20 protein-coding genes are annotated in these 17,463 nt (G+C 61.0%); 7 read left to right on the forward strand and 13 right to left on the reverse strand.

The window, feature by feature from the left end:
• Positions 1–71 precede the first annotated feature (71 nt).
• Entirely contained in the window at positions 72–1,376 is a 1,305-nt protein-coding gene (purB, locus tag AB4K19_RS05090; protein ID WP_375230830.1) for an adenylosuccinate lyase, read from the reverse strand.
• 86 nt (positions 1,377–1,462) lie between these two features.
• Between purB and AB4K19_RS05095 the strand changes: the two genes are divergently transcribed.
• The 3 genes from AB4K19_RS05095 to AB4K19_RS05105 all read left to right on the forward strand — a co-directional run bounded on the left by AB4K19_RS05095 (position 1,463) and on the right by AB4K19_RS05105 (position 2,874).
• A complete protein-coding gene (locus AB4K19_RS05095; RefSeq protein WP_375230831.1) occupies positions 1,463–1,798 on the forward strand; it encodes a hypothetical protein in 336 nt (111 codons plus the stop codon).
• Positions 1,788–2,195, forward strand: coding sequence for a DUF6314 family protein (locus AB4K19_RS05100; protein ID WP_375230832.1), 408 nt, complete (start codon positions 1,788–1,790; stop codon positions 2,193–2,195). Before AB4K19_RS05095 ends, AB4K19_RS05100 begins: the two co-directional genes overlap by 11 nt.
• 73 nt (positions 2,196–2,268) lie before the next feature.
• Complete coding sequence (locus tag AB4K19_RS05105; RefSeq protein WP_436399271.1) at positions 2,269–2,874, forward strand: biotin transporter BioY; 606 nt, start codon at positions 2,269–2,271, stop codon at positions 2,872–2,874.
• 101 nt (positions 2,875–2,975) lie between these two features.
• On the opposite strand, the gene AB4K19_RS05110 is transcribed toward AB4K19_RS05105, so the two are convergent.
• Positions 2,976–4,190 carry a bifunctional alpha/beta hydrolase/OsmC family protein gene (locus AB4K19_RS05110; RefSeq protein WP_375230833.1) on the reverse strand — a complete coding sequence of 405 codons (1,215 nt, stop codon included), beginning with the start codon at positions 4,188–4,190 and terminating at the stop codon, positions 2,976–2,978.
• A gap of 245 nt (positions 4,191–4,435) precedes the next feature.
• Between AB4K19_RS05110 and AB4K19_RS05115 the strand changes: the two genes are divergently transcribed.
• Entirely contained in the window at positions 4,436–5,344 is a 909-nt protein-coding gene (locus AB4K19_RS05115) for an SGNH/GDSL hydrolase family protein (protein ID WP_436399272.1), read from the forward strand.
• 7 nt (positions 5,345–5,351) lie between these two features.
• On the opposite strand, the gene AB4K19_RS05120 is transcribed toward AB4K19_RS05115, so the two are convergent.
• From AB4K19_RS05120 to AB4K19_RS05135, 4 genes are all read right to left on the reverse strand, one after another.
• Positions 5,352–6,188, reverse strand: coding sequence for a DMT family transporter (locus tag AB4K19_RS05120; RefSeq protein ID WP_436399526.1), 837 nt, complete (start codon positions 6,186–6,188; stop codon positions 5,352–5,354).
• A gap of 296 nt (positions 6,189–6,484) precedes the next feature.
• On the reverse strand, positions 6,485–6,991 hold the full coding sequence (locus AB4K19_RS05125) for a VPLPA-CTERM sorting domain-containing protein (protein WP_375230836.1): 507 nt from the start codon (positions 6,989–6,991) through the stop codon (positions 6,485–6,487).
• Between the two features lie 412 nt (positions 6,992–7,403).
• A complete protein-coding gene (locus AB4K19_RS05130; protein WP_375230837.1) occupies positions 7,404–7,622 on the reverse strand; it encodes a GDCCVxC domain-containing (seleno)protein in 219 nt (72 codons plus the stop codon).
• A 4-nt stretch (positions 7,623–7,626) separates the two neighbouring features.
• Positions 7,627–7,950 (reverse strand): hypothetical protein, encoded by a 324-nt coding sequence (locus AB4K19_RS05135; RefSeq protein ID WP_375230838.1) that lies wholly within the window; start codon positions 7,948–7,950, stop codon positions 7,627–7,629.
• A 440-nt stretch (positions 7,951–8,390) separates the two neighbouring features.
• On the opposite strand from AB4K19_RS05135, the gene AB4K19_RS05140 reads away from it, so the two are divergent.
• Positions 8,391–8,777, forward strand: coding sequence for a MerR family transcriptional regulator (locus AB4K19_RS05140; protein WP_375230839.1), 387 nt, complete (start codon positions 8,391–8,393; stop codon positions 8,775–8,777).
• Between the two features lie 143 nt (positions 8,778–8,920).
• Here AB4K19_RS05140 and dddP read toward each other — a convergent pair whose 3' ends face one another.
• Positions 8,921–10,261 (reverse strand): dimethylsulfonioproprionate lyase DddP, encoded by a 1,341-nt coding sequence (gene dddP, locus AB4K19_RS05145; protein WP_436399273.1) that lies wholly within the window; start codon positions 10,259–10,261, stop codon positions 8,921–8,923.
• A 138-nt stretch (positions 10,262–10,399) separates the two neighbouring features.
• On the opposite strand from dddP, the gene AB4K19_RS05150 reads away from it, so the two are divergent.
• Positions 10,400–11,146: a heme-dependent oxidative N-demethylase family protein gene (locus AB4K19_RS05150; RefSeq protein WP_375230841.1), complete on the forward strand. Its 747-nt coding sequence runs from the start codon at positions 10,400–10,402 to the stop codon at positions 11,144–11,146.
• Here AB4K19_RS05150 and AB4K19_RS05155 read toward each other — a convergent pair.
• The 5 genes from AB4K19_RS05155 to AB4K19_RS05175 all read right to left on the reverse strand — a co-directional run bounded on the left by AB4K19_RS05155 (position 11,137) and on the right by AB4K19_RS05175 (position 15,075).
• Positions 11,137–11,484, reverse strand: coding sequence for a YigZ family protein (locus AB4K19_RS05155; RefSeq protein ID WP_375230842.1), 348 nt, complete (start codon positions 11,482–11,484; stop codon positions 11,137–11,139). The genes AB4K19_RS05150 and AB4K19_RS05155 overlap by 10 nt on opposite strands.
• Positions 11,485–11,557: 73 nt before the next feature.
• Positions 11,558–12,001: a glyoxalase superfamily protein gene (locus AB4K19_RS05160; protein ID WP_436399274.1), complete on the reverse strand. Its 444-nt coding sequence runs from the start codon at positions 11,999–12,001 to the stop codon at positions 11,558–11,560.
• Between the two features lie 203 nt (positions 12,002–12,204).
• A complete protein-coding gene (locus AB4K19_RS05165; protein WP_436399275.1) occupies positions 12,205–13,128 on the reverse strand; it encodes an alpha/beta hydrolase in 924 nt (307 codons plus the stop codon).
• Between the two features lie 156 nt (positions 13,129–13,284).
• Positions 13,285–14,688 (reverse strand): type I glutamate--ammonia ligase, encoded by a 1,404-nt coding sequence (gene glnA / locus AB4K19_RS05170; RefSeq protein WP_436399276.1) that lies wholly within the window; start codon positions 14,686–14,688, stop codon positions 13,285–13,287.
• Positions 14,689–14,736: 48 nt separating this feature from the next.
• Positions 14,737–15,075 carry a P-II family nitrogen regulator gene (locus tag AB4K19_RS05175; protein WP_375230845.1) on the reverse strand — a complete coding sequence of 113 codons (339 nt, stop codon included), beginning with the start codon at positions 15,073–15,075 and terminating at the stop codon, positions 14,737–14,739.
• A gap of 165 nt (positions 15,076–15,240) precedes the next feature.
• Between AB4K19_RS05175 and AB4K19_RS05180 the strand changes: the two genes are divergently transcribed.
• The gene (locus AB4K19_RS05180; RefSeq protein WP_436399277.1) at positions 15,241–16,854 is read left to right on the forward strand and encodes an NAD(P)H-hydrate dehydratase; all 1,614 of its coding nucleotides are present in this window, start codon (positions 15,241–15,243) and stop codon (positions 16,852–16,854) included.
• On the opposite strand, the gene AB4K19_RS05185 is transcribed toward AB4K19_RS05180, so the two are convergent.
• Positions 16,851–17,369 carry a Hint domain-containing protein gene (locus tag AB4K19_RS05185; RefSeq protein WP_375230848.1) on the reverse strand — a complete coding sequence of 173 codons (519 nt, stop codon included), beginning with the start codon at positions 17,367–17,369 and terminating at the stop codon, positions 16,851–16,853. The two genes, AB4K19_RS05180 and AB4K19_RS05185, sit on opposite strands and share 4 nt — an antisense overlap.
• Between the last annotated feature and the right edge of the window lie 94 nt (positions 17,370–17,463).

Below are 17,463 nucleotides of genomic sequence, written 5' to 3' on the forward strand. Positions count from 1 at the left end.
CCAAAAGTAGCAGGCATGCCCGACCGGTCAACAAAAATTGGGTTAACGGCGGTGTTTTGCGCGCCCTTTGCTCAGTCTTTGAACACCCGGGCAAAGATCGTGTCCACGTGTTTGGTGTGGTATCCGAGGTCGAATTTCTCTTCGATTTCGGCAGGGCTGAGCGCTTTGGTGACGTCCGGGTCTGCCAGCAGCTCTTCCTTGAAATCGGTGCGGTGTTCCCAGACCTTCAGCGCATTGCGCTGTACGTATGTATAGGCGTCCTCGCGGCTCACACCCGCCTGCGTCAGCGCCAGAAGGACCCGCTGGCTCATCACAAGGCCGGGGAATTTGTTCATGTTCTCCAGCATGTTTTCCGGGAAGATCAGCATCTTGTCGACAACGGATGTCAGACGTGCCAGCGCGAAATCAAGCGTGATGGTGGCATCCGGGCCGATCATGCGCTCGACGGAGGAATGCGAGATATCGCGCTCATGCCAGAGCGCCACGTTCTCCATTGCGGGGATCACAGCGGCGCGGACCATACGGGCCAGACCGGTCAGGTTCTCTGTCAGAACCGGGTTTTTCTTGTGCGGCATCGCAGAGGAGCCTTTCTGGCCCATCGAGAAAAATTCCGCACCTTCCAGCACCTCGGTGCGTTGCATGTGGCGGATTTCCACCGCAACGTTTTCGATGCTGCTCGCGACCACGCCCAGAACCGCAAAGAAGGCCGCATGCCGGTCACGGGGGATGACCTGGGTGCTGATCGGCTCCGGCGACAGGCCCAGTTTCGCACAGACGTGTTCCTCGACCGCAGGATCGATATTGGCAAACGTGCCGACGGCCCCCGAAATGGCACCCGTGGCGATCTCGTCACGCGCGGCCTGCAGGCGGCTGAGATTACGGTCCATTTCCGCATAAAAGCGGGCGAACGTGAGGCCCATGGTGGTGGGTTCGGCGTGAATGCCGTGGCTGCGGCCGATCCGAACGGTGTCCTTGTGCTCGATCGCGCGGCGTTTCAGAGCGGCCAGCAGGCCCTTCATGTCATCGATCAGAATGTCTGCGGCACGGGTCAGCTGGACATTGAAACAGGTGTCCAGCACATCCGATGATGTCATGCCCTGATGTACAAAGCGCGCCTCTTCAGAGCCTACATGTTCGGCCAGGTGGGTCAGAAAGGCGATAACGTCGTGTTTGGTGACGGCCTCGATCTCATCGATGCGGGCCACGTCAAATTCCACATCTTTCGCTTTCCAGACCGCGTCTGCGTTTTCCCGCGGGATCACGCCCAGATCGGCCATAGCATCGCAGGCGTGCGCCTCAATCTCGTACCAGATCCGGAACTTTGTCTCCGGGCTCCAGATGGCGACCATATCAGGGCGGGAATAGCGGGGGATCATGGGCAGCGTCCTTCATTTGCGATTGCGTCCGGGCTGAGGCGGCTCATAGACTGACGCGACATGCATCACAAGGCAGGAGCGGTGAAATGCGGGCAATATGGGGTGTGCTGCTGTGCTTTGCCGCAGTCAGTGCGGCGCTGGCGGAGGCATGGACCCCTTTGAATGGTGATGACGTCCGTGCCGCGCTGACCGATCGCAAACTGCAATACGCGAATGCCTGGCAGGAATTCCGGGCATCGGGCCGAACGCTGTACAATGCCGGTGCCGACAGCTGGGGCTACTGGCGGGTTGAGGGCGATCTTTATTGCAGCCAGTGGCCGCCATCCGACCTGTGGGCCTGCTATGCGCTGGAGCGCAGCGGCGATAAACTGCGGTTTGTGGGCAGGGGCGATGACATCACAGAGGCGGTCTATGCCGACTGAAGCGCGGGCCCTGCAGGATTTTCTGGGCCACTGGCTGCTGAGCAAGACCATCCGCCAGGCCTGTGGGCAAACGGCCGCGTTCGATGGTACCGCCAGCTGGACCGCGTCTCCTGACGGGGCGGTTTACACAGAGCGGGGCACGCTGAACCTTGCCGCTGCCGCACCGCTGACGGCCGAACGGCAGTACCGGTGGACCGATGCGCTGGATGTCTTTTTCGACGATGGCCGTTTTTTTCACCGTGTGCCTCCGCTTGGCGGGCGCGCCGCACACTGGTGCGATCCGGATCAGTATGAGGTCACGTACGACTTCGGGACGTGGCCGGTTTTTTCCGCACACTGGGTCGTGAAAGGTCCACGCAAGGACTACAGCATGGCGTGTTTCTACAAACCCGCGTGACAGATCGGGCCTTGCACTGGTGATGCAGGTGCGGCATTCAGGGACAGGATTTCGCAACAGGGGACAGACTTCCATGCAAACCACCGCCTCTCATTCCGTACTGGCAGAGAATTTCGGGCCGCGCTCGGGCGCTGCGCGCCTTGTCAAGCAGGCCGTGCTGGTCGTGCTGGGGATTACCCTTCTGGCGATTGCCGCCAAAATCAAAGTGCCGATGTGGCCATCGCCCGTCCCGATCACGATGGGGACATTTGCCGTCCTGACCATTGGTGCGGCTTACGGCGCCCGTCTGGGTCTGGCCACGATCATCGGATACCTGCTGATCGGCGCACTTGGGTATGATGTTTTTGCCGGGTCTTCCGCTGAAGCCGCGGGGCTGACCTATATGATGGGCGGCACCGGTGGGTACCTGCTTGGTTACGTTCTGGCCACAGTGACGCTGGGCGCACTGGCCGCGCGCGGCTGGGACCGGTCGGTTCTTCTGATGGCTGTGGCCATGCTGATCGGCAACGCCATGATCTATGTGCCGGGCCTGCTGTGGCTGGGCCAGCTTTACGGCTGGGACAAGCCGATTCTGGAATGGGGTCTGACACCCTTCCTGATCGGCGACGCGCTCAAGTTGGCGCTGGCCGCCCTGGTTCTGCCTGCGGTCTGGAAGCTGGTGGGCGACGCCCGCCGCTGAAGACACCGGCAACCTGTTAAATTGCGAGGCGCGCCCCTGACGGGACGCGCCTCATTTCTTTTCCGGGCGGCGGCTGTACCGTGAGCCGGAAGGCCCCGTGCTCAGTCCGCCATTTCGGTGATCACTGTGGAGCTCCGCTCCAGCGTGCGGTGCACCGGGCATTTGTCTGCGATCTCCAGCAGCCTTGCTTTCTGGGCCGCATCCAGCGGGCCGGTCACTGTGATGCGCCGGTGCCAGGTGTCGATCTTGTCGCCAACGGAGGTGCGGGCGTCCTGTGCGTGCACCTTGTCGTGGGTGACATCGACCGAAACACGCTCCAGCGGCCAGCCTTTCTGGCGGGCGTACATGCGCAGGGTCATCGTGGTACAGGCGCCAAGCCCCGCAGAGAGCAATCCGTAGGGCGACAGACCCTTGTTGGTGCCGCCATAGGCAAGCGGCTCGTCCGCGACCAGATGATGGCCATCACCCGAGGTGATATCCGCCAGAAATCCGTCAGCGTCTGCCTCTGTCACCCGCAGCACGCCTTCGGGCGCACCGGGCGGTGGCGCGGGGCGGCGCAAATCCAGATAGCGTCCGGCCCAGGTTGCGATCAGATCAGCGGCATATTCTGCGTCTTCGGCGCGGCTTACCAGGTGGTCTGCAGTGTCAAGCGTCACGAAGCTCTTGGGATGCTTTGCACCCAGAAAAATCTGACTGGCGTTGTCGATGCTGACGATGCTGTCGCGCGGGGCGTGCAGCACAAGAAGGGCCGCATTCAGCGCGGGCAGGGCATCTGTCAGCGCGCTGCCGGCCACATCCTCCAGGAAGGCGCGTCCGATCCGGAAAGGCCGGCCTCCCAGAGACACCTCCGCAGAACCCTGAGCCTCGATCTCGGGCACAGCATCGGCGAAATTGTGGGTCACATGTCCGGGATCGAAGGGCGCGCCGATGGTTGCCACGGCACGGATGTTGTCCAGTGCCGCCGCCGCTTTGATCACCGCAGCACCACCGAGCGAATGCCCGATGATCAGCGACGGCGCCATGCCTTTGTCTGTCAGCCACTGGCTGGCCGCCAGCAGGTCCTGCACGTTTGAGGTGAAAGAGGTATTGGCGAATTCGCCTTCGGAGTGGCCGAGCCCGGTAAAATCAAAACGCAGGACTGCGATGCCGATGGCCGCCAGACGGGCAGAGATGCGGCGTGCCGCAGGGATATCCTTGCCGCAGGTGAAGCAATGCGCAAAGACCGCTGTCGCCACATGCGGGCCGTCGGGCAGATCAAGCCGTGCAGCAAGGGCCGACCCGTCGTGGCCGGCAAAAGTAATTCGTTCCGTTGGCATCTGGCAGCTCCTGTATGGACCCCCAGAGTGGGCTGTGTGCCTGCATCTGGCAAGACTTGTGACAATATTCTCACGCGCTCGTGCTGACTCCATGGCCCCGGGCGGCGTCACCTGAATGCCTCGCGCGGGATCACAGGCCTGTGTGGGGGCTTGTGTCATCGCGCGAACTGGACAGAATGCAGACGAAGCACCCCGCACCGGGTATCCGTCCGGTGCATCCGGGGTACGGGGCAGGAGGGCAGTGAATGCAGGGTTCGGGCAGGATCGTCCGTCGCAGGCTGGCGGCGGCTGTACTGGCAGGTGCGCTGATGACGACAGGGGCGCAGAGCGCCGGGGCAGATGAGTTCACATCTCCCGATGTTCTGATCCTGGGCGACAGCCAGATCTCGTTTGGTGCCGGTCATGCGTTTCTGGAATTTTTCTCTGATATCATGGCCAGCTGCACACCGGACCGGCGCGAAAAGAAAGCGCTGAAGAAGCTTGGCGCCATGCAGGTCGGTGTGATCGGCGTGCGCTCAACCTCGATCCATTCCTGGGTGGCGCGTGGTGGTGCCGCCAAGGATTCGATTTGTGAGGTCGACAAGAAATGGAAAGTGAACGCTGGCAGCTACGGTGTTCTGAACACAACGAAAAACCAGTTCGTCCAGATGGGGCAGGGGCGGAATTATCAGGTCTGTGAACCCGGCAAATCTGCCTTTGAGGCGATGTTCGGGCCGGATTACTATGACCCCAGTCTGCTGATCCTGACATTCCTGGGCAATTCGGCGAAACGCTGGGCAGAGAACCCTGATCTGGCGCTGCGGGATGTGCGTCAGCTTGAGAAGCACCTGCCCAACGATCTGCCCTGCGTTTTTATGACGACCGCTCCTGCGCATACCAAAAAGGTTGAAAAGCAAAGACTTGCAGCCCAGGCCAATATCAAACGTGCCTTTGCAGAAACGGGCAACCGCTGCACTTTTGTCGAAGGTTCGACCCCTGCGACGATCAAAGCGAACCAGAGCAACAAAACGTTCTTCCGCCGCCACAAAGACGGGCGGGTCAAAGACCCCTACCACCCGAACAAAAAGGGTGCCCGCAACACGCTGCAGCTGGAAATGGACAATATCTGCGAAGCTATTTTCACCGCGCTGGAGCCGGACCGGCCACCGTCCTGATCCCCTGTCAGGCGCGTGCTGATCCGCCGCGCCACATGATGAAAAGCCCTGCCAGTACAATCAGTGCGGACCCTGCGATCATTGCGGCAGACAGGCTTTCGCCGAAGAAAACCACCCCCAGCGCAATGCCAAAAAGCAAGCGGGTGTAACGGAACGGGGTCACCGCAGAAACTTCGCCGGTGCGCATGGCTTTCATCAGCGCCGTATAGGCCAGAACGCCGCAGAGTACTGCGAGAAACAGGCAGGCCGCAGCCTCCGCGCCCGGCACCTGAAAGGTTCGGCCTTCCCAGGCGGCGTAGAGGGCGCCGGCAATCACGATGGCGAGGAAGCCGTAGACGCCCAGAATGTCGGTGCTGAGACGGGCAGGTGCGGCCCGGCTTGCAAGGTCGCGTCCGGCGAAGCCGAGCATGCCAAGTACAGCAAGCATCGACAGCATCGAGAAGCTGTCAGCGCCGGGCTGTATGATCACCATAACGCCTCCGAGGCCCAGAAAAATGGCGACCCAGCGCCGCCATCCGACAGTTTCGCCAAAAAACAGTGCGGCGCCCGCGACAACCACAATGGGTGTGGCCTGCAGGATAACCGTGGCCGACGACAGGGGGGTCAGCGCAATTGCCAGGACATAAAACAGGCGGCCCGTGATCTCGAACAGCATGCGGATCCGCATTGGCTTTGACACAACGTCGGGCGACCAGAGTGCTGCGCCGTTTCGCCTGGCCAGGCCTGCAAACACCAGCGCGCCGCCGAGGCCGAACAGTACCAGGATTTCCCAGACAGGGAGCGTCCTGGCCGCTCCCTTGAGCAGAGCATCCTCTGCGGCGAATGCAGCCATCGCGGCAATCATCCAGAGACTGCCGGTCAGATTGGCGTGGCTGTTGCTGGTCTGGGTCACGGGGGCTTCCACGGTCTGGCCGGCGTACGGCCATTTATTCACCCGTTGCATACAGCGGGCGGCGGATGTGAGCCACATCTAAAAGATCATGGTGGGGGCGGTGTCTCAGGGTGCCCGTTATGTGGGCGGTCAGCGACGCCAGGTGCAGGTCCCGAAAGTCAGGTGCAAGTCATGAAAAGTGTCGGGCAAAATATGAAGGGCCCGCGCAGCCATTGCAGCGCAGGCCCCTTTTTTTAAAGCGTTCTGAATTACCTGGAGCGACGGCGCATCAGGCCGATACCGGCGAGACCAGACGCCAGCAGCAGCATGCTGGCCGGCAGCGGGATGGCCGAGATTTCCACACTCAGCGCACCGCGGTTATCCCTGTAATTACTGTCGGCAAAAAACACGTTGATCGCGCTGCCCGTGCCGGTGATCAGCGTGGAGTAAACGTTGTCGGAACGGAACGCGCCGAAGTCAACATCAGCGCCGTCGATGCCAACGCCGATTTCACGGGACCCTACGCCAGTGAGCGGGACGAGCGGGTCAGAACCGAGATTGAAAAACTCGGCGTCGGCCACGTGGCGGGAGGCATTCCGGCCGATGGAAAAAGTCCCGGAGACCGTGACGCGGTACTGCTGACCCAGTTCGAGAACGATATTGGAATCGGTGCCCGCGGCGGTCGTCACATCGAGGTCGAACGCGTCAACGGTGCTGGCAGAGGCGCCGGTGGAGATGAACACTGCCGCAGCAGCGATAATGAGCGATCTTAACAAGGGGTTATCCTTTTCTTTAATCGTACACGGGTTTCCCTGCGCCGGAGTTAACGGAGGGCGGAATTAACCATGTTTGGATAGCCGCTGAGCATGTCCGGAATATGGCGGCGCTGCGAAAAGGTTGTGACGCGGGGCGGTGCCGGATGGGGCCCCGGGGTTGCCGGACGGGCAGATACCCAAAGGTGAAGAGAGCGTCCGCACCGACCCCGGAACGGGTTACGGTGATGTGCGCCGCTGCGCCATAAAAACAAGGGAAATGGGCTGTCGGTATGACGTCGGTGTCACGTCGGTATTACGTCGGTGCGCGGCGCACGGTAGGGCAGGGGGTTGGTAAGGATTTTGGGCCCGGTATGCGCAGGAAGGGGACTTGTAAAAATGCGTTTTGATGACCGCTCTGAGCCCAACGCTGATATCATCCGCAACAACTATTTCCCTCTTGGATTGGCGGACAAGCGACGGTGCCATAAGAGCAATAAACACAGCAATCCCCTGGCAACGGCTTCAAAACGGTATTGCAGGCGGTGCATTCATAGAACCACTGACAGGCATCGGTAGGCATCGTTTCGGCCGTTGCGTGGCCGCACTCAGGACAAGTAATTTTGCTTTCCAAGGTTACATTCAGATCATTCATATCGTCACATCAGGGTTATCAGGTAATCATTTATTCGGGCTTCGTTGAATACGATGATCCAAGCGAGGGCAGTCAATATGGTGCTTCCGGCCAGCCACCCTTTCAGATGCGCGAGGGTTCCTTTTCGGGCTGCTATGATCCAAGCGATGAGCAGCATGGCAGATGCTGCTGCGAGCACGTAATAGCTCGTAGCAGCGATCTTTCCGAACACGGCCAACCAGCTTCCGCCAAGCCCCAACAACATCATCGTCATCGGAAGCACACAGCATGTTGCAACGCCTAAAGCAGTTATTGAACCTGCATAGCTTGCCCACAGAGAGTTCTTCATGACCGGGATGCCTTCCATAACGTAAACATAGTGCGAGTAACTTCTGCTTCCCAAAGTGGAGCTGTGGCCGCCACAAGGAAAAATGCACTGGTGGCAATCAAAATGGCGAGTGTAGACCGCCGGCGGGACACACAGGCCCACCTTTTCCAAACTCGGTACCACGCCCAAAGAAGAGCCAAGCCCACGGCGATTACAATTGGCACTCGATAAGCCACAAATGGGCCAAGATATAAAAGCCATGTACCGCCAAGGCCAATGATCGAGAACCCAACGGGCAAAACACAGCAAGAGGCAGACAATAGCGCCAGCATGCCTGCCGCGCCGATCAGGATGCGGCTCGGACCCTTTTTGCCTTCGACGGGCGTATTTTCGATGCTTGTTTCCATGAAAGCCAATATGCATCCTGTAGCTACTACAGGATCAATAAGGAAAATGTTCACATGATCGCGATTGGTGAGGCGGCAAGGCGGAGCGGCGTATCTATAGAGACAATCCGATATTACGAGCGCGAAGGTGTCGTGCCTTTGCCGCGCCGCGCTTCCAACGGGAGGCGTGTGTACTCCGAAAAGGACGTTGGGCGGCTCCGTTTTATCAGGCGATGCCGTGATCTTGGCTTCACAATTGCTGAGGCAAAAAATCTTTTGTCATTGTCAGAAGGCGAAAACGAAGACTGCGCTGCCGTTCAGCGTATCGGCACCCGCCATCTGGACGAGGTTCGTTCCAAAATCGCCGAGCTGAGAGCATTGGAGGCCGCACTTGAAGAACTGACATCAAATTGTCGAGCAGGCTCTGTGTCATGTCAGATGTTAGAAAAATTGGCGCGATAAGAACGAACTGTCTTAACCTTTGCGATACAGAGTGAATCGAAGTCGGGTAAGTCCGTTTCCCGATCGTCAAAGGTCACTGCATGAATGTCCAGTTTGGGCTGATTGCAATCTATGACCCGGGAACGACACAGGACGGTACCCTCCTACCGACCCATCAGCGCGTCATCAAACGGGTAGGTGGTCAGGCGCTCGTAGCCGGTTTCGGTGATGATCACCTGATCCTCCAGTTTGATCGAAAAATCGCCGCCTTCTTCGCCGACCAGCGCTTCAACACACAGGCACATGCCCGGCTCCAGCGGGTAGTCGTAGGCGCCCTCGACCGCCATATCAGGGTAGGCCACGAGCGGCCATTCATCACAGAGGCCGACGCCGTGCATCAGGCAGCCGTATTTCAGTTTCTGGAACTGCGGGTCGAGCACGTGGGTGTTCGCCGAAAGCTCGGGGATCATGACGCCCGGTTTCAGCATTTCCATGTTGGTCATGATGTGTTCGACGCCGTGCTGCATGGCGTAGATCATGTCGGGGCGCGGTTTGTCCGGGCCGATCCACCAGCTGCGCGAGATGTCGGTGCAGATGCCGTAGGGGCCCACGAGGTCGGTGTCGAAGGAGATGATTTCGTTGGGCTGGCAGATGCGGGGGCCGCATTCCTGGAACCAGGGGTTGGTGCGGGGGCCTGAGGCGAGCAGGCGGGTTTCGATCCATTCACCACCGCGGCGGATGTTTTCAGCGTGCAGGATGGCCCAGATGTCATCCTCGCAGGTGACGCCGTCGCCGACGTTTTCCCGCGTGAAGTCCTCCATGAGGCGCACGGCGGTTTCACAGGCGTGGCTGGAGCAGCGCATGGCGCGGATCTCGTCGGGGCCTTTGACCGAGCGGGATTTTTCGGTGACCTCCTCGCCGTCCATGACCTCGAAGCCGTGGGCCTCGAGCGCGCGCAGGCCGTGCAGCATGATCTTGTCGCAGGCGAGGCGTTTCAGGCCGGGCGCGTGTTCGGCCAGCAGCACGCGGATTTCGTTGGAGAGGCTGTCTGCGGCAACATCCACTTTGTCACCGCGGTCGAAGTAAAAGAGGTCGGCGCCGGAGCGCTGTTCGCGCACCAGGGGGTTGAATTTGCTTAAGAAAGGCGAGTTCTTGTAGTCCCACATGACCATGTAGCCGTCGGCACAGAGCAGCACGGCACGGAAGGGGTTGTGGGTGTTCCAAAGCTGCATATTGGTGCTGTCGGTGGCGTAGCGGATGTTGAGCGGGTCGGTCATCAGCAGACCGGCGTAGCCGCGGGCAACGATGTGGTCGGTCAGGCGGCGGTGGCGGAAGGCGCGCATGCGTTCGAGGTTCGGCAGCTCGAGGCCGGCGGCTTCCCATTCACGGAACGCCAGCTGCGTGGGTCCGATTTCCACGCGGTCCATATCATTGGGGCTGCCGTCGCCCAGCGTGGCCCCGCGGTTCGGGTCGATTTTGCGCGTGTCGCGGTAATGCGTGTTCATGGTGCGCTCCTTCTGCGGTCAGTCTGAGTGAAAAAAACCGGGGGCGTTTTTCTGTTACCGACCAGGGGGGGTGTCGTTTTTCGCAGGCACTGCGGGCGGCGGATTGTCAGGGCGGGGGCGGATTGGCAGGGTGTGTGCATGGATTCTGTGCTTCAGAAAGCGCTGCCTGCAGAGATGCGTGCGGACGGGCGGTTGCCCGGTGTGGCCCCGCTGGGGGCGGCAGACTGGCTGCGTGTGGATGAGGCCTATGCGGGGCAGATGGCGCAGAAGCGGGCGCGTCTGGCGGAGTGGCGGGACGATGTGCTGTTTGAAAGCGCGCGCGCCGGTGAGGCGGCCCGCGAAGTGCTGCGCGAGGCGCTGGCGGTTCTGCCGGGGCTGGGGTTCCGCGTTGAGGGCAGCCGGGTGACCTGTCCGGACGGGGTCGTGGTGGACACGGGCGCGGACAGTCCGCTGGCCGTGCTGGGCCAGATTGTCCAGGAAGACATCTGCGTTCTGCAGAAAGAGGGCGACGAGCATGTGCTGACCGGTGCGGTGCTGTGTTTTCCGGCAGGCTGGACGCTGGCGGAGAAAGCGGGCAAGCCACTGACCAGGATACATGTGCCGGTCGCCTCTTATGACGCAGGCATTGCGGCACGGGTTCAGCGCCTCTTTGACGGGGTGCAGCCGGGCCGGCCGCTCTGGCGCAACAACTGGCTGCGCTATGACAGCGCGGAGCTTTTCCAGCCCTTCAGCGAGACCGATCCGCCACGCGCCCCGGTCAATCCGGATACGGCACCGTATGTGCGGGCTGAACGGCAGTGCATCCTGCGCCTGGCCACCAGCCGGGCGGTCATCTTTTCGATCCACACCTGGGTGGTACCTGCGGCGGCTGCCGCTCAGAGCTGATCGAGATAGATGCGCACCGCGTCCTGAACATGCCGGAACCGGTCACCGCCAAGATGTTTGCCGCCGAACCAGCGGGTGACAATGATCAGATGATTGCGCAGGTCTTCGCGCTCCAGCATGCGCAGAATGACCATGCCGGCTCCGCTCTCGCCATCGTCATTTTTGAGCGGGCCGTCATCCGTCAGCAGCGCCCAGGTGTTATGCGTGGCCTTTGCGAATTTCTTTTTCCGGGAGAGATCACTGACCAGCGCGCGAGCGTCAGCGGCGCAGGTGCAGGGCGCACCCGATACCGCGTATTTTGACCCGCGGTCTTTGATGATGTTGTCCAGTGTGATCACCGGCCCGTGCTATCTGCCGGGCCGGTGGGCTGCAAGGGGCGGGCGGGCTCCGGCAGAGCCCTGACGGCCATCGTCATCCGGCCGACCAGTGGTCGGCCAGAACGACATGGGGCACACCATCCGAGGTTTTCTGCGGACTGCGCCCGGTCGCATCAATGACCGCCGTGACCTGCCGGCGCAGGGCAGAGAACCGCTCTGAACTGACCACATCGACAGGCGCATCGAAGCGCAGCACCAGACGCCAGTAGCCCTGGGAGCGGCGCTCGGCCGCTTTGACAACGCCGGTAAACCGGTGACCGAGGTAACGCCCGGACACCCGCTGACCGGGGCTGTACCCCTTTGTGGGGGCCGTTCCGGCCCGGGCGGAGAGCGTGTTCCAGTCGCGTGCGCCCCACTGATGGGCCACAGCTTCGAGCGCCTGAGAATGCGATACATTGGTGCCGTCGGCGGCGAGCTTTTGCCGCAACCGTTTTGCCTGCGCTTTGAGCGCATCCCGTGAGGGGAGAGAGATATCCATTTTTCTGTCCTCTGTAAGTCGCAGAAGAACACCAGGTGTCCGCATTGCCGGTATCATGTGCGACCCTGAGGGATCAGAAACCGAATGTCAGATCATGGCTTCACCGGAGTTGCGGACGGCGGGCGCCATGGGCCCTGAACGCGCAGATAATGCGGGCAGGTCGGTTCTGCAAGTGTTTTGACGCCGTCGGGGCCGGTGCCCGGTCAGTCGTCGAGGATAAAGTCACCGTGCGGGCCATCATCACGCGTCGGCATGGCATCTGCGGCGGTGCCGCCGATGGTCAGACAGAGATCGCGGTAAAAGGCATCGTTCTCAAACCACCAGCGGTGCGACCGCGCTTTGGTCCGCTTGCCGGAGGGCACGTCGCGCAGGAACTGGGCGGTGCAGTTCACATCGAACTGGTTGGATTCCGTGGCCACAGGAAGGCCATCGCGCCCCGCACGTTTGCGGAACCCGTCCGTGAAGGCAGAGATGGGCAGAACGCCATCCTCGCCGCTGTAGTAATTGGTGAAACGCTTGCAGCGGTGCCTGAGCAGCAGGGCGGCCCAGGCCCCCCGGCCCAGCCATTTGCGCGCGACATCGGCCGAGGCAAAGGTGATCTCGTTAACCTTCCAGGCACCGGAGCCCGGACCCGCCGCATCGTCAAACACCGACAGCCCCCGCAGCACAGCATAGGCCCCCATGGAATGGGCGATCAGGTTGATCTTCGGCCGGGGCGACGTTTTCAGCAGCGGCAGAATGCCGTCCGAGAACATGAAATGCGCGGTTTCCTTGACGCGGTTTCTGTCGTGGTCATAGGAGAAAATGCCACCATCACTGGGCCAGTCCCAGGCAATAAGTGCGCCCCGATACCCGTTATCTTTCAGACCTTTACGTATTTTTGCGAGACGGCGCAGCATATCCGACTGGTTGGTGTTGAAGCCATGCACATAGATCGTGATCTCATTGGTATCGCCCTCGGCGCGCACCTGCGCCAGCCAGTCCGACTGACTGATGGTCCCACCGCTCCAGCGCCCCCGGCTGTCGGGCCCGCTGGTCAGCTGCACATACCGGGTCAGCGTCGCGGTGTTGCGCGTAAATTTTTTTGTGGATGCGTTATACGCACGGCGGGTGAAAAACAGTGTCATAACCGGGCTCCTGAAAAATCATCATTAAATAAGGTTAATGATGCACCAGCCGGGCCGCTTTAATCAACTGCAGGTCGTACGTATGAAAAAGGCGCCCCCGGAGGGACGCCTTTATCTGATGCAGGTGCTTTCTGAACACCCCCGCTGATCGTCAGATCAGCAGCTGTAGTACATGCCGAACTCAACCGGGTGGGGTGTGTGTTCGTATGTCTCGATCTCTTCCATCTTGAGCTCGATGTAGCCTTCGATCTGGTCTTTGGTGAAGACATCACCGGCCAGCAGGAAGTCCATGTCGGCTTCCAGCTCCTCAACCGCTTCGCGCAGGCTGCCGCAGACAGTGGGGATACCGGCCAGCTCTTCGGCGGGCAGATCATAGAGGTTCTTGTCCATGGCTTCGCCCGGATCGGTCTTGTTCTTGATGCCGTCAAGGCCGGCCATCAGGAGCGCAGCAAAGCACAGGTAGGGGTTTGCCGCCGGATCGGGGAAACGGGCCTCGACGCGCTTGGCTTTCGGGCTTTCGGTCCACGGAATACGTACACAACCAGAGCGGTTACGTGCGGAATAGGCGCGCAGCACCGGCGCTTCGAAGCCCGGGATCAGACGCTTGTAGGAGTTTGTGGACGGGTTGGTGAAAGCGTTCAGTGCTTTGGCGTGCTTGAGGATACCACCGATGAACCACAGGGCCTCATCGGACAGATCCGCGTATTTGTCGCCTGCAAAGAGCGGCTTGCCGTCTTTCCAGATCGACATGTTGCAGTGCATGCCGGTGCCGTTGTCGCCATAGATCGGCTTGGGCATGAAGGTGGCGGATTTGCCGTAGGCGTGGGCCACGTTGTGGATCACGTATTTGTATTTCTGCAGCTCGTCGGCCTGTTTTGTCAGGCTGTCAAAGATCAGACCAAGCTCGTGCTGACAGGACGCAACCTCGTGGTGGTGTTTGTCGACCTTCATGCCCAGACGCTTCATGGTCGAGAGCATCTCGGAGCGCAGGTCCTGGGATTCGTCTGTCGGGTTGACCGGGAAATAGCCGCCCTTGACGCCCGGACGGTGGCCCATGTTGCCCATCTCGTAGTCGGTATCTGTGTTCCAGGACGCGTCCACAGCATCAACTTCGTAGGATACTTTGTTGATGGTGTTGGAGAATTTTACGTCGTCAAACAGGAAGAATTCCGCCTCGGGACCGAAGTAGGCCACATCGCCGATGCCGGAGGATTTCAGGTAGGCTTCCGCTTTCTGGGCGGTCGAACGCGGGTCACGCTCATAGGCTTCACCGGTGTCCGGCTCAACAATGGAGCAGTGCAGACAAACGGTTTTTTCAGCATAGAACGGGTCGATATAAGCGCTGTCCACGTCGGGCATCAGCTTCATGTCGGAGGCTTCGATGGACTTCCAGCCAGCGATGGAGGAGCCGTCAAACATGAAACCTTCCTCAAGGAAGTCCTCATCGACCTGGTCTGCGATCACGGTGACGTGCTGCAGTTTGCCGCGCGGGTCGGTAAAGCGGATGTCGACGTAGGCCACGTCCTCATCGGCAATCATCTTGATCAGTTCTTTGCTCATTCTCGGATATCCCTCCTGGTTGGAATGAATGTGTTTGCGCGCAAGGTCTTACAGAGCGTCAGACCCGGTCTCGCCTGTGCGGATCCGGATCGTCTGTTCGACGGGTGTCACGAAAATCTTGCCATCGCCGATTTTCTCGGTTTTCGCGGCCGATACGATGGCGTCAATGGCGGCGTCGACCATGTCGTCGTCCAGCACGATCTCAATTTTGACCTTGGGCAGGAAATCGACAACGTATTCAGCGCCGCGGTACAGTTCAGTGTGCCCCTTCTGGCGGCCAAACCCCTTGACCTCGATCACAGACAGGCCCTGGACGCCGACGTCCTGAAGGGCTTCCTTCACCTCGTCGAGCTTGAATGGTTTGATGACAGCTTCGATTTTCTTCATCCTGGCCTCCCTTGCCGCAGTCCACGTCGCTCAGATCATTTAGCTCTGGCAGCGTCCATGGATTGCCGTATCATCGGGGGGAGTGCGGATAATTTTGGCGCAGGCGCGCGCGAATTTTGGGCATATTGCACATTTTTTAATCGAAACTGAATCGCCGGGACTGAAATGACCGAATTGCTGACGGCAGAACAGATGCGCAACCTCGAAAAGCAGGCCATCGATTCCGGTGTGGTGAGCGGTCTGGAACTGATGGAACGGGCCGGGCAGGGCGTTGTCGACGCGGTATTCGCCAGGTGGCCCGACATGGCCGAAACGCCGGGCAGGGCGGTGGTTCTCTGCGGTCCGGGCAACAACGGTGGCGACGGGTTTGTGATTGCGCGCCTGCTGGCGGAGCGGGGCTGGGCGTGTGCTGTGAACCTCTTTGGTGAGGCAGACCGCCTGCCGCCGGATGCGCGCACGAATTTTGACCGATGGTCAGCCATGGGGGACGTGCGGCCCATGCAGCGCGCAGAGGTCGCAGCCGGTCCCGCGCCGGATCTGATGATTGACGCGGTGTTTGGCATCGGACTGACGCGGGCCCTGCCGCGCGCGGTGGCGGAGGTGCTGGATCACGATATGTGTGCGGCGTGGCCCGGAGCGCCGGAAGTGCGAAAAGTGGCAGTGGACTGTCCGTCGGGGCTGAACCTCGACACCGGCGACGTTCCGCAGGAGGCAGCGGGCGTGACCGGTGTAAACGTGGCCGACCTGACCGTCACTTTTCAGACACCCAAGCCGGGGCATTACCTGGCGATGGGCCCGGCAGTCTGCCGCGAGGTTGTCGTTGTGGACATCGGTGTTGGCAGGGACGGTGCATCTGTCACCGCACCGGGTACCCTGCGCCTGTCTGCCCGCACAGCTTCCCCCGGTGCACCCGATCCGGACTGGCCACTGTCGCAACTGCCGAAAATGCGGGGGGGCGCCCACAAGTACGATTACGGTCACGTCATGGTGTTTGCGGGCGGTGTCGGGCGTGGTGGTGCAGGGCGACTGGCGGCGCGGGCGGCACTGCGGATTGGTGCGGGGCTGGTTACGCTGGTCTGCCCCAGGGCCGCGCTGCAGGAAAACGCCATGCGGCTGGATGCGGTGATGCTGCGGGGGCTGGATGATCCGGCGTCGCTTGCGCAGGTTGCTGACGACCGGGTCAGCGGGTTCTGCGTTGGCCCTGCTATGGGGGTCGGCGCGCGGACCCGCGACATGGTGCGCGCGGTGCTGCGCCGCGGGACAGGCGCACACGGCGGGCGCAATCCTTGCGTTGTTCTGGATGCGGATGCGCTGACCAGCTTTGCGGAGGACCCCGATGCCCTTTTTGAGACCGTGCACGCGCGCACCATTCTGACCCCGCATGAGGGGGAATTTGCGCGATTGTTCCCGGACCTGGGCCAGTCGGAACGGGGCAGCATGTCCAAAGTGGATGCGGTGCGCGCGGCCGCTGCGCGGGCAGGCTGTGTTGTGCTGCTCAAAGGGGCGGATACGGTGGTTGCATCACCCGATGGCGCAGCCTGTCTGCATGCGGCCTGTTACGATCGTGCGGTCCCCTGGCTTGCCACCGCAGGGGCGGGGGATGTGCTGGCCGGTGCGATTGCCGGTGTGGCGTCCTCACCGCTGTCGCCTGATCTGCTCCCGTCGGCCGAAGCCGCCGTCTGGCTGCATACCGAGGCCGCGCGCGCGTTTGGCCCGGGGCTTATTGCGGAAGATCTGCCGGAGGCGCTGCCCGGTGTTCTGCGGGGTCTTCAGGCTTAGCGGGCGCTGGCAAAAGGCGCCTCGGCATAAACTTCGCCGGAACCCACTTCCATGCCATCGGCACAGAGAACCTTCGCGCCATTGCAATAGATCCGGTAAAGCGTCATTGGCGCCAGCCCGATGTCGCGCACATATTCACCGTCAACCAGACTGAGCGCCGGCATCCATGCAGACCGCAGTCCGGTGAAGGCCATCGCACGCCAGTCACGGATGCGCACCGGCTGTCCGGCGGCCAGCAGAGTATCAGACGAGCGCCTGGCATGACCCAGCGATCCGGCAATGACATAGACACCACGGGCGATCACGCTGTTCATCTCGATGCGCCGGACTTCGGCCATCACGGCACCGGGGCTGACGAGGCGGTCGCCCGGCACCAGAGACTGTACCGGAACCTCGCCACGCAGTGTCAGGACACGCGCGCCATGAACGAGGCCTGATGCAGTGTTTTCTGCGAGTGCGCAGGTGGCGGTTGCTGTGTTGCCTCGTGTATGCTCCGGATGTTCCTGTGCAGACATAACCCGTCCTTGCCATTAACTATAATCAGTCTGTACGCGGACTGGATAACAACTGCTTAACAGCCACGAAATTTTTTGCTCTCGCCAGCGTGCG

It is taken from the genome of Roseobacter phycocola, assembly GCF_042055075.2.
Lineage (GTDB): Bacteria > Pseudomonadota > Alphaproteobacteria > Rhodobacterales > Rhodobacteraceae > Roseobacter.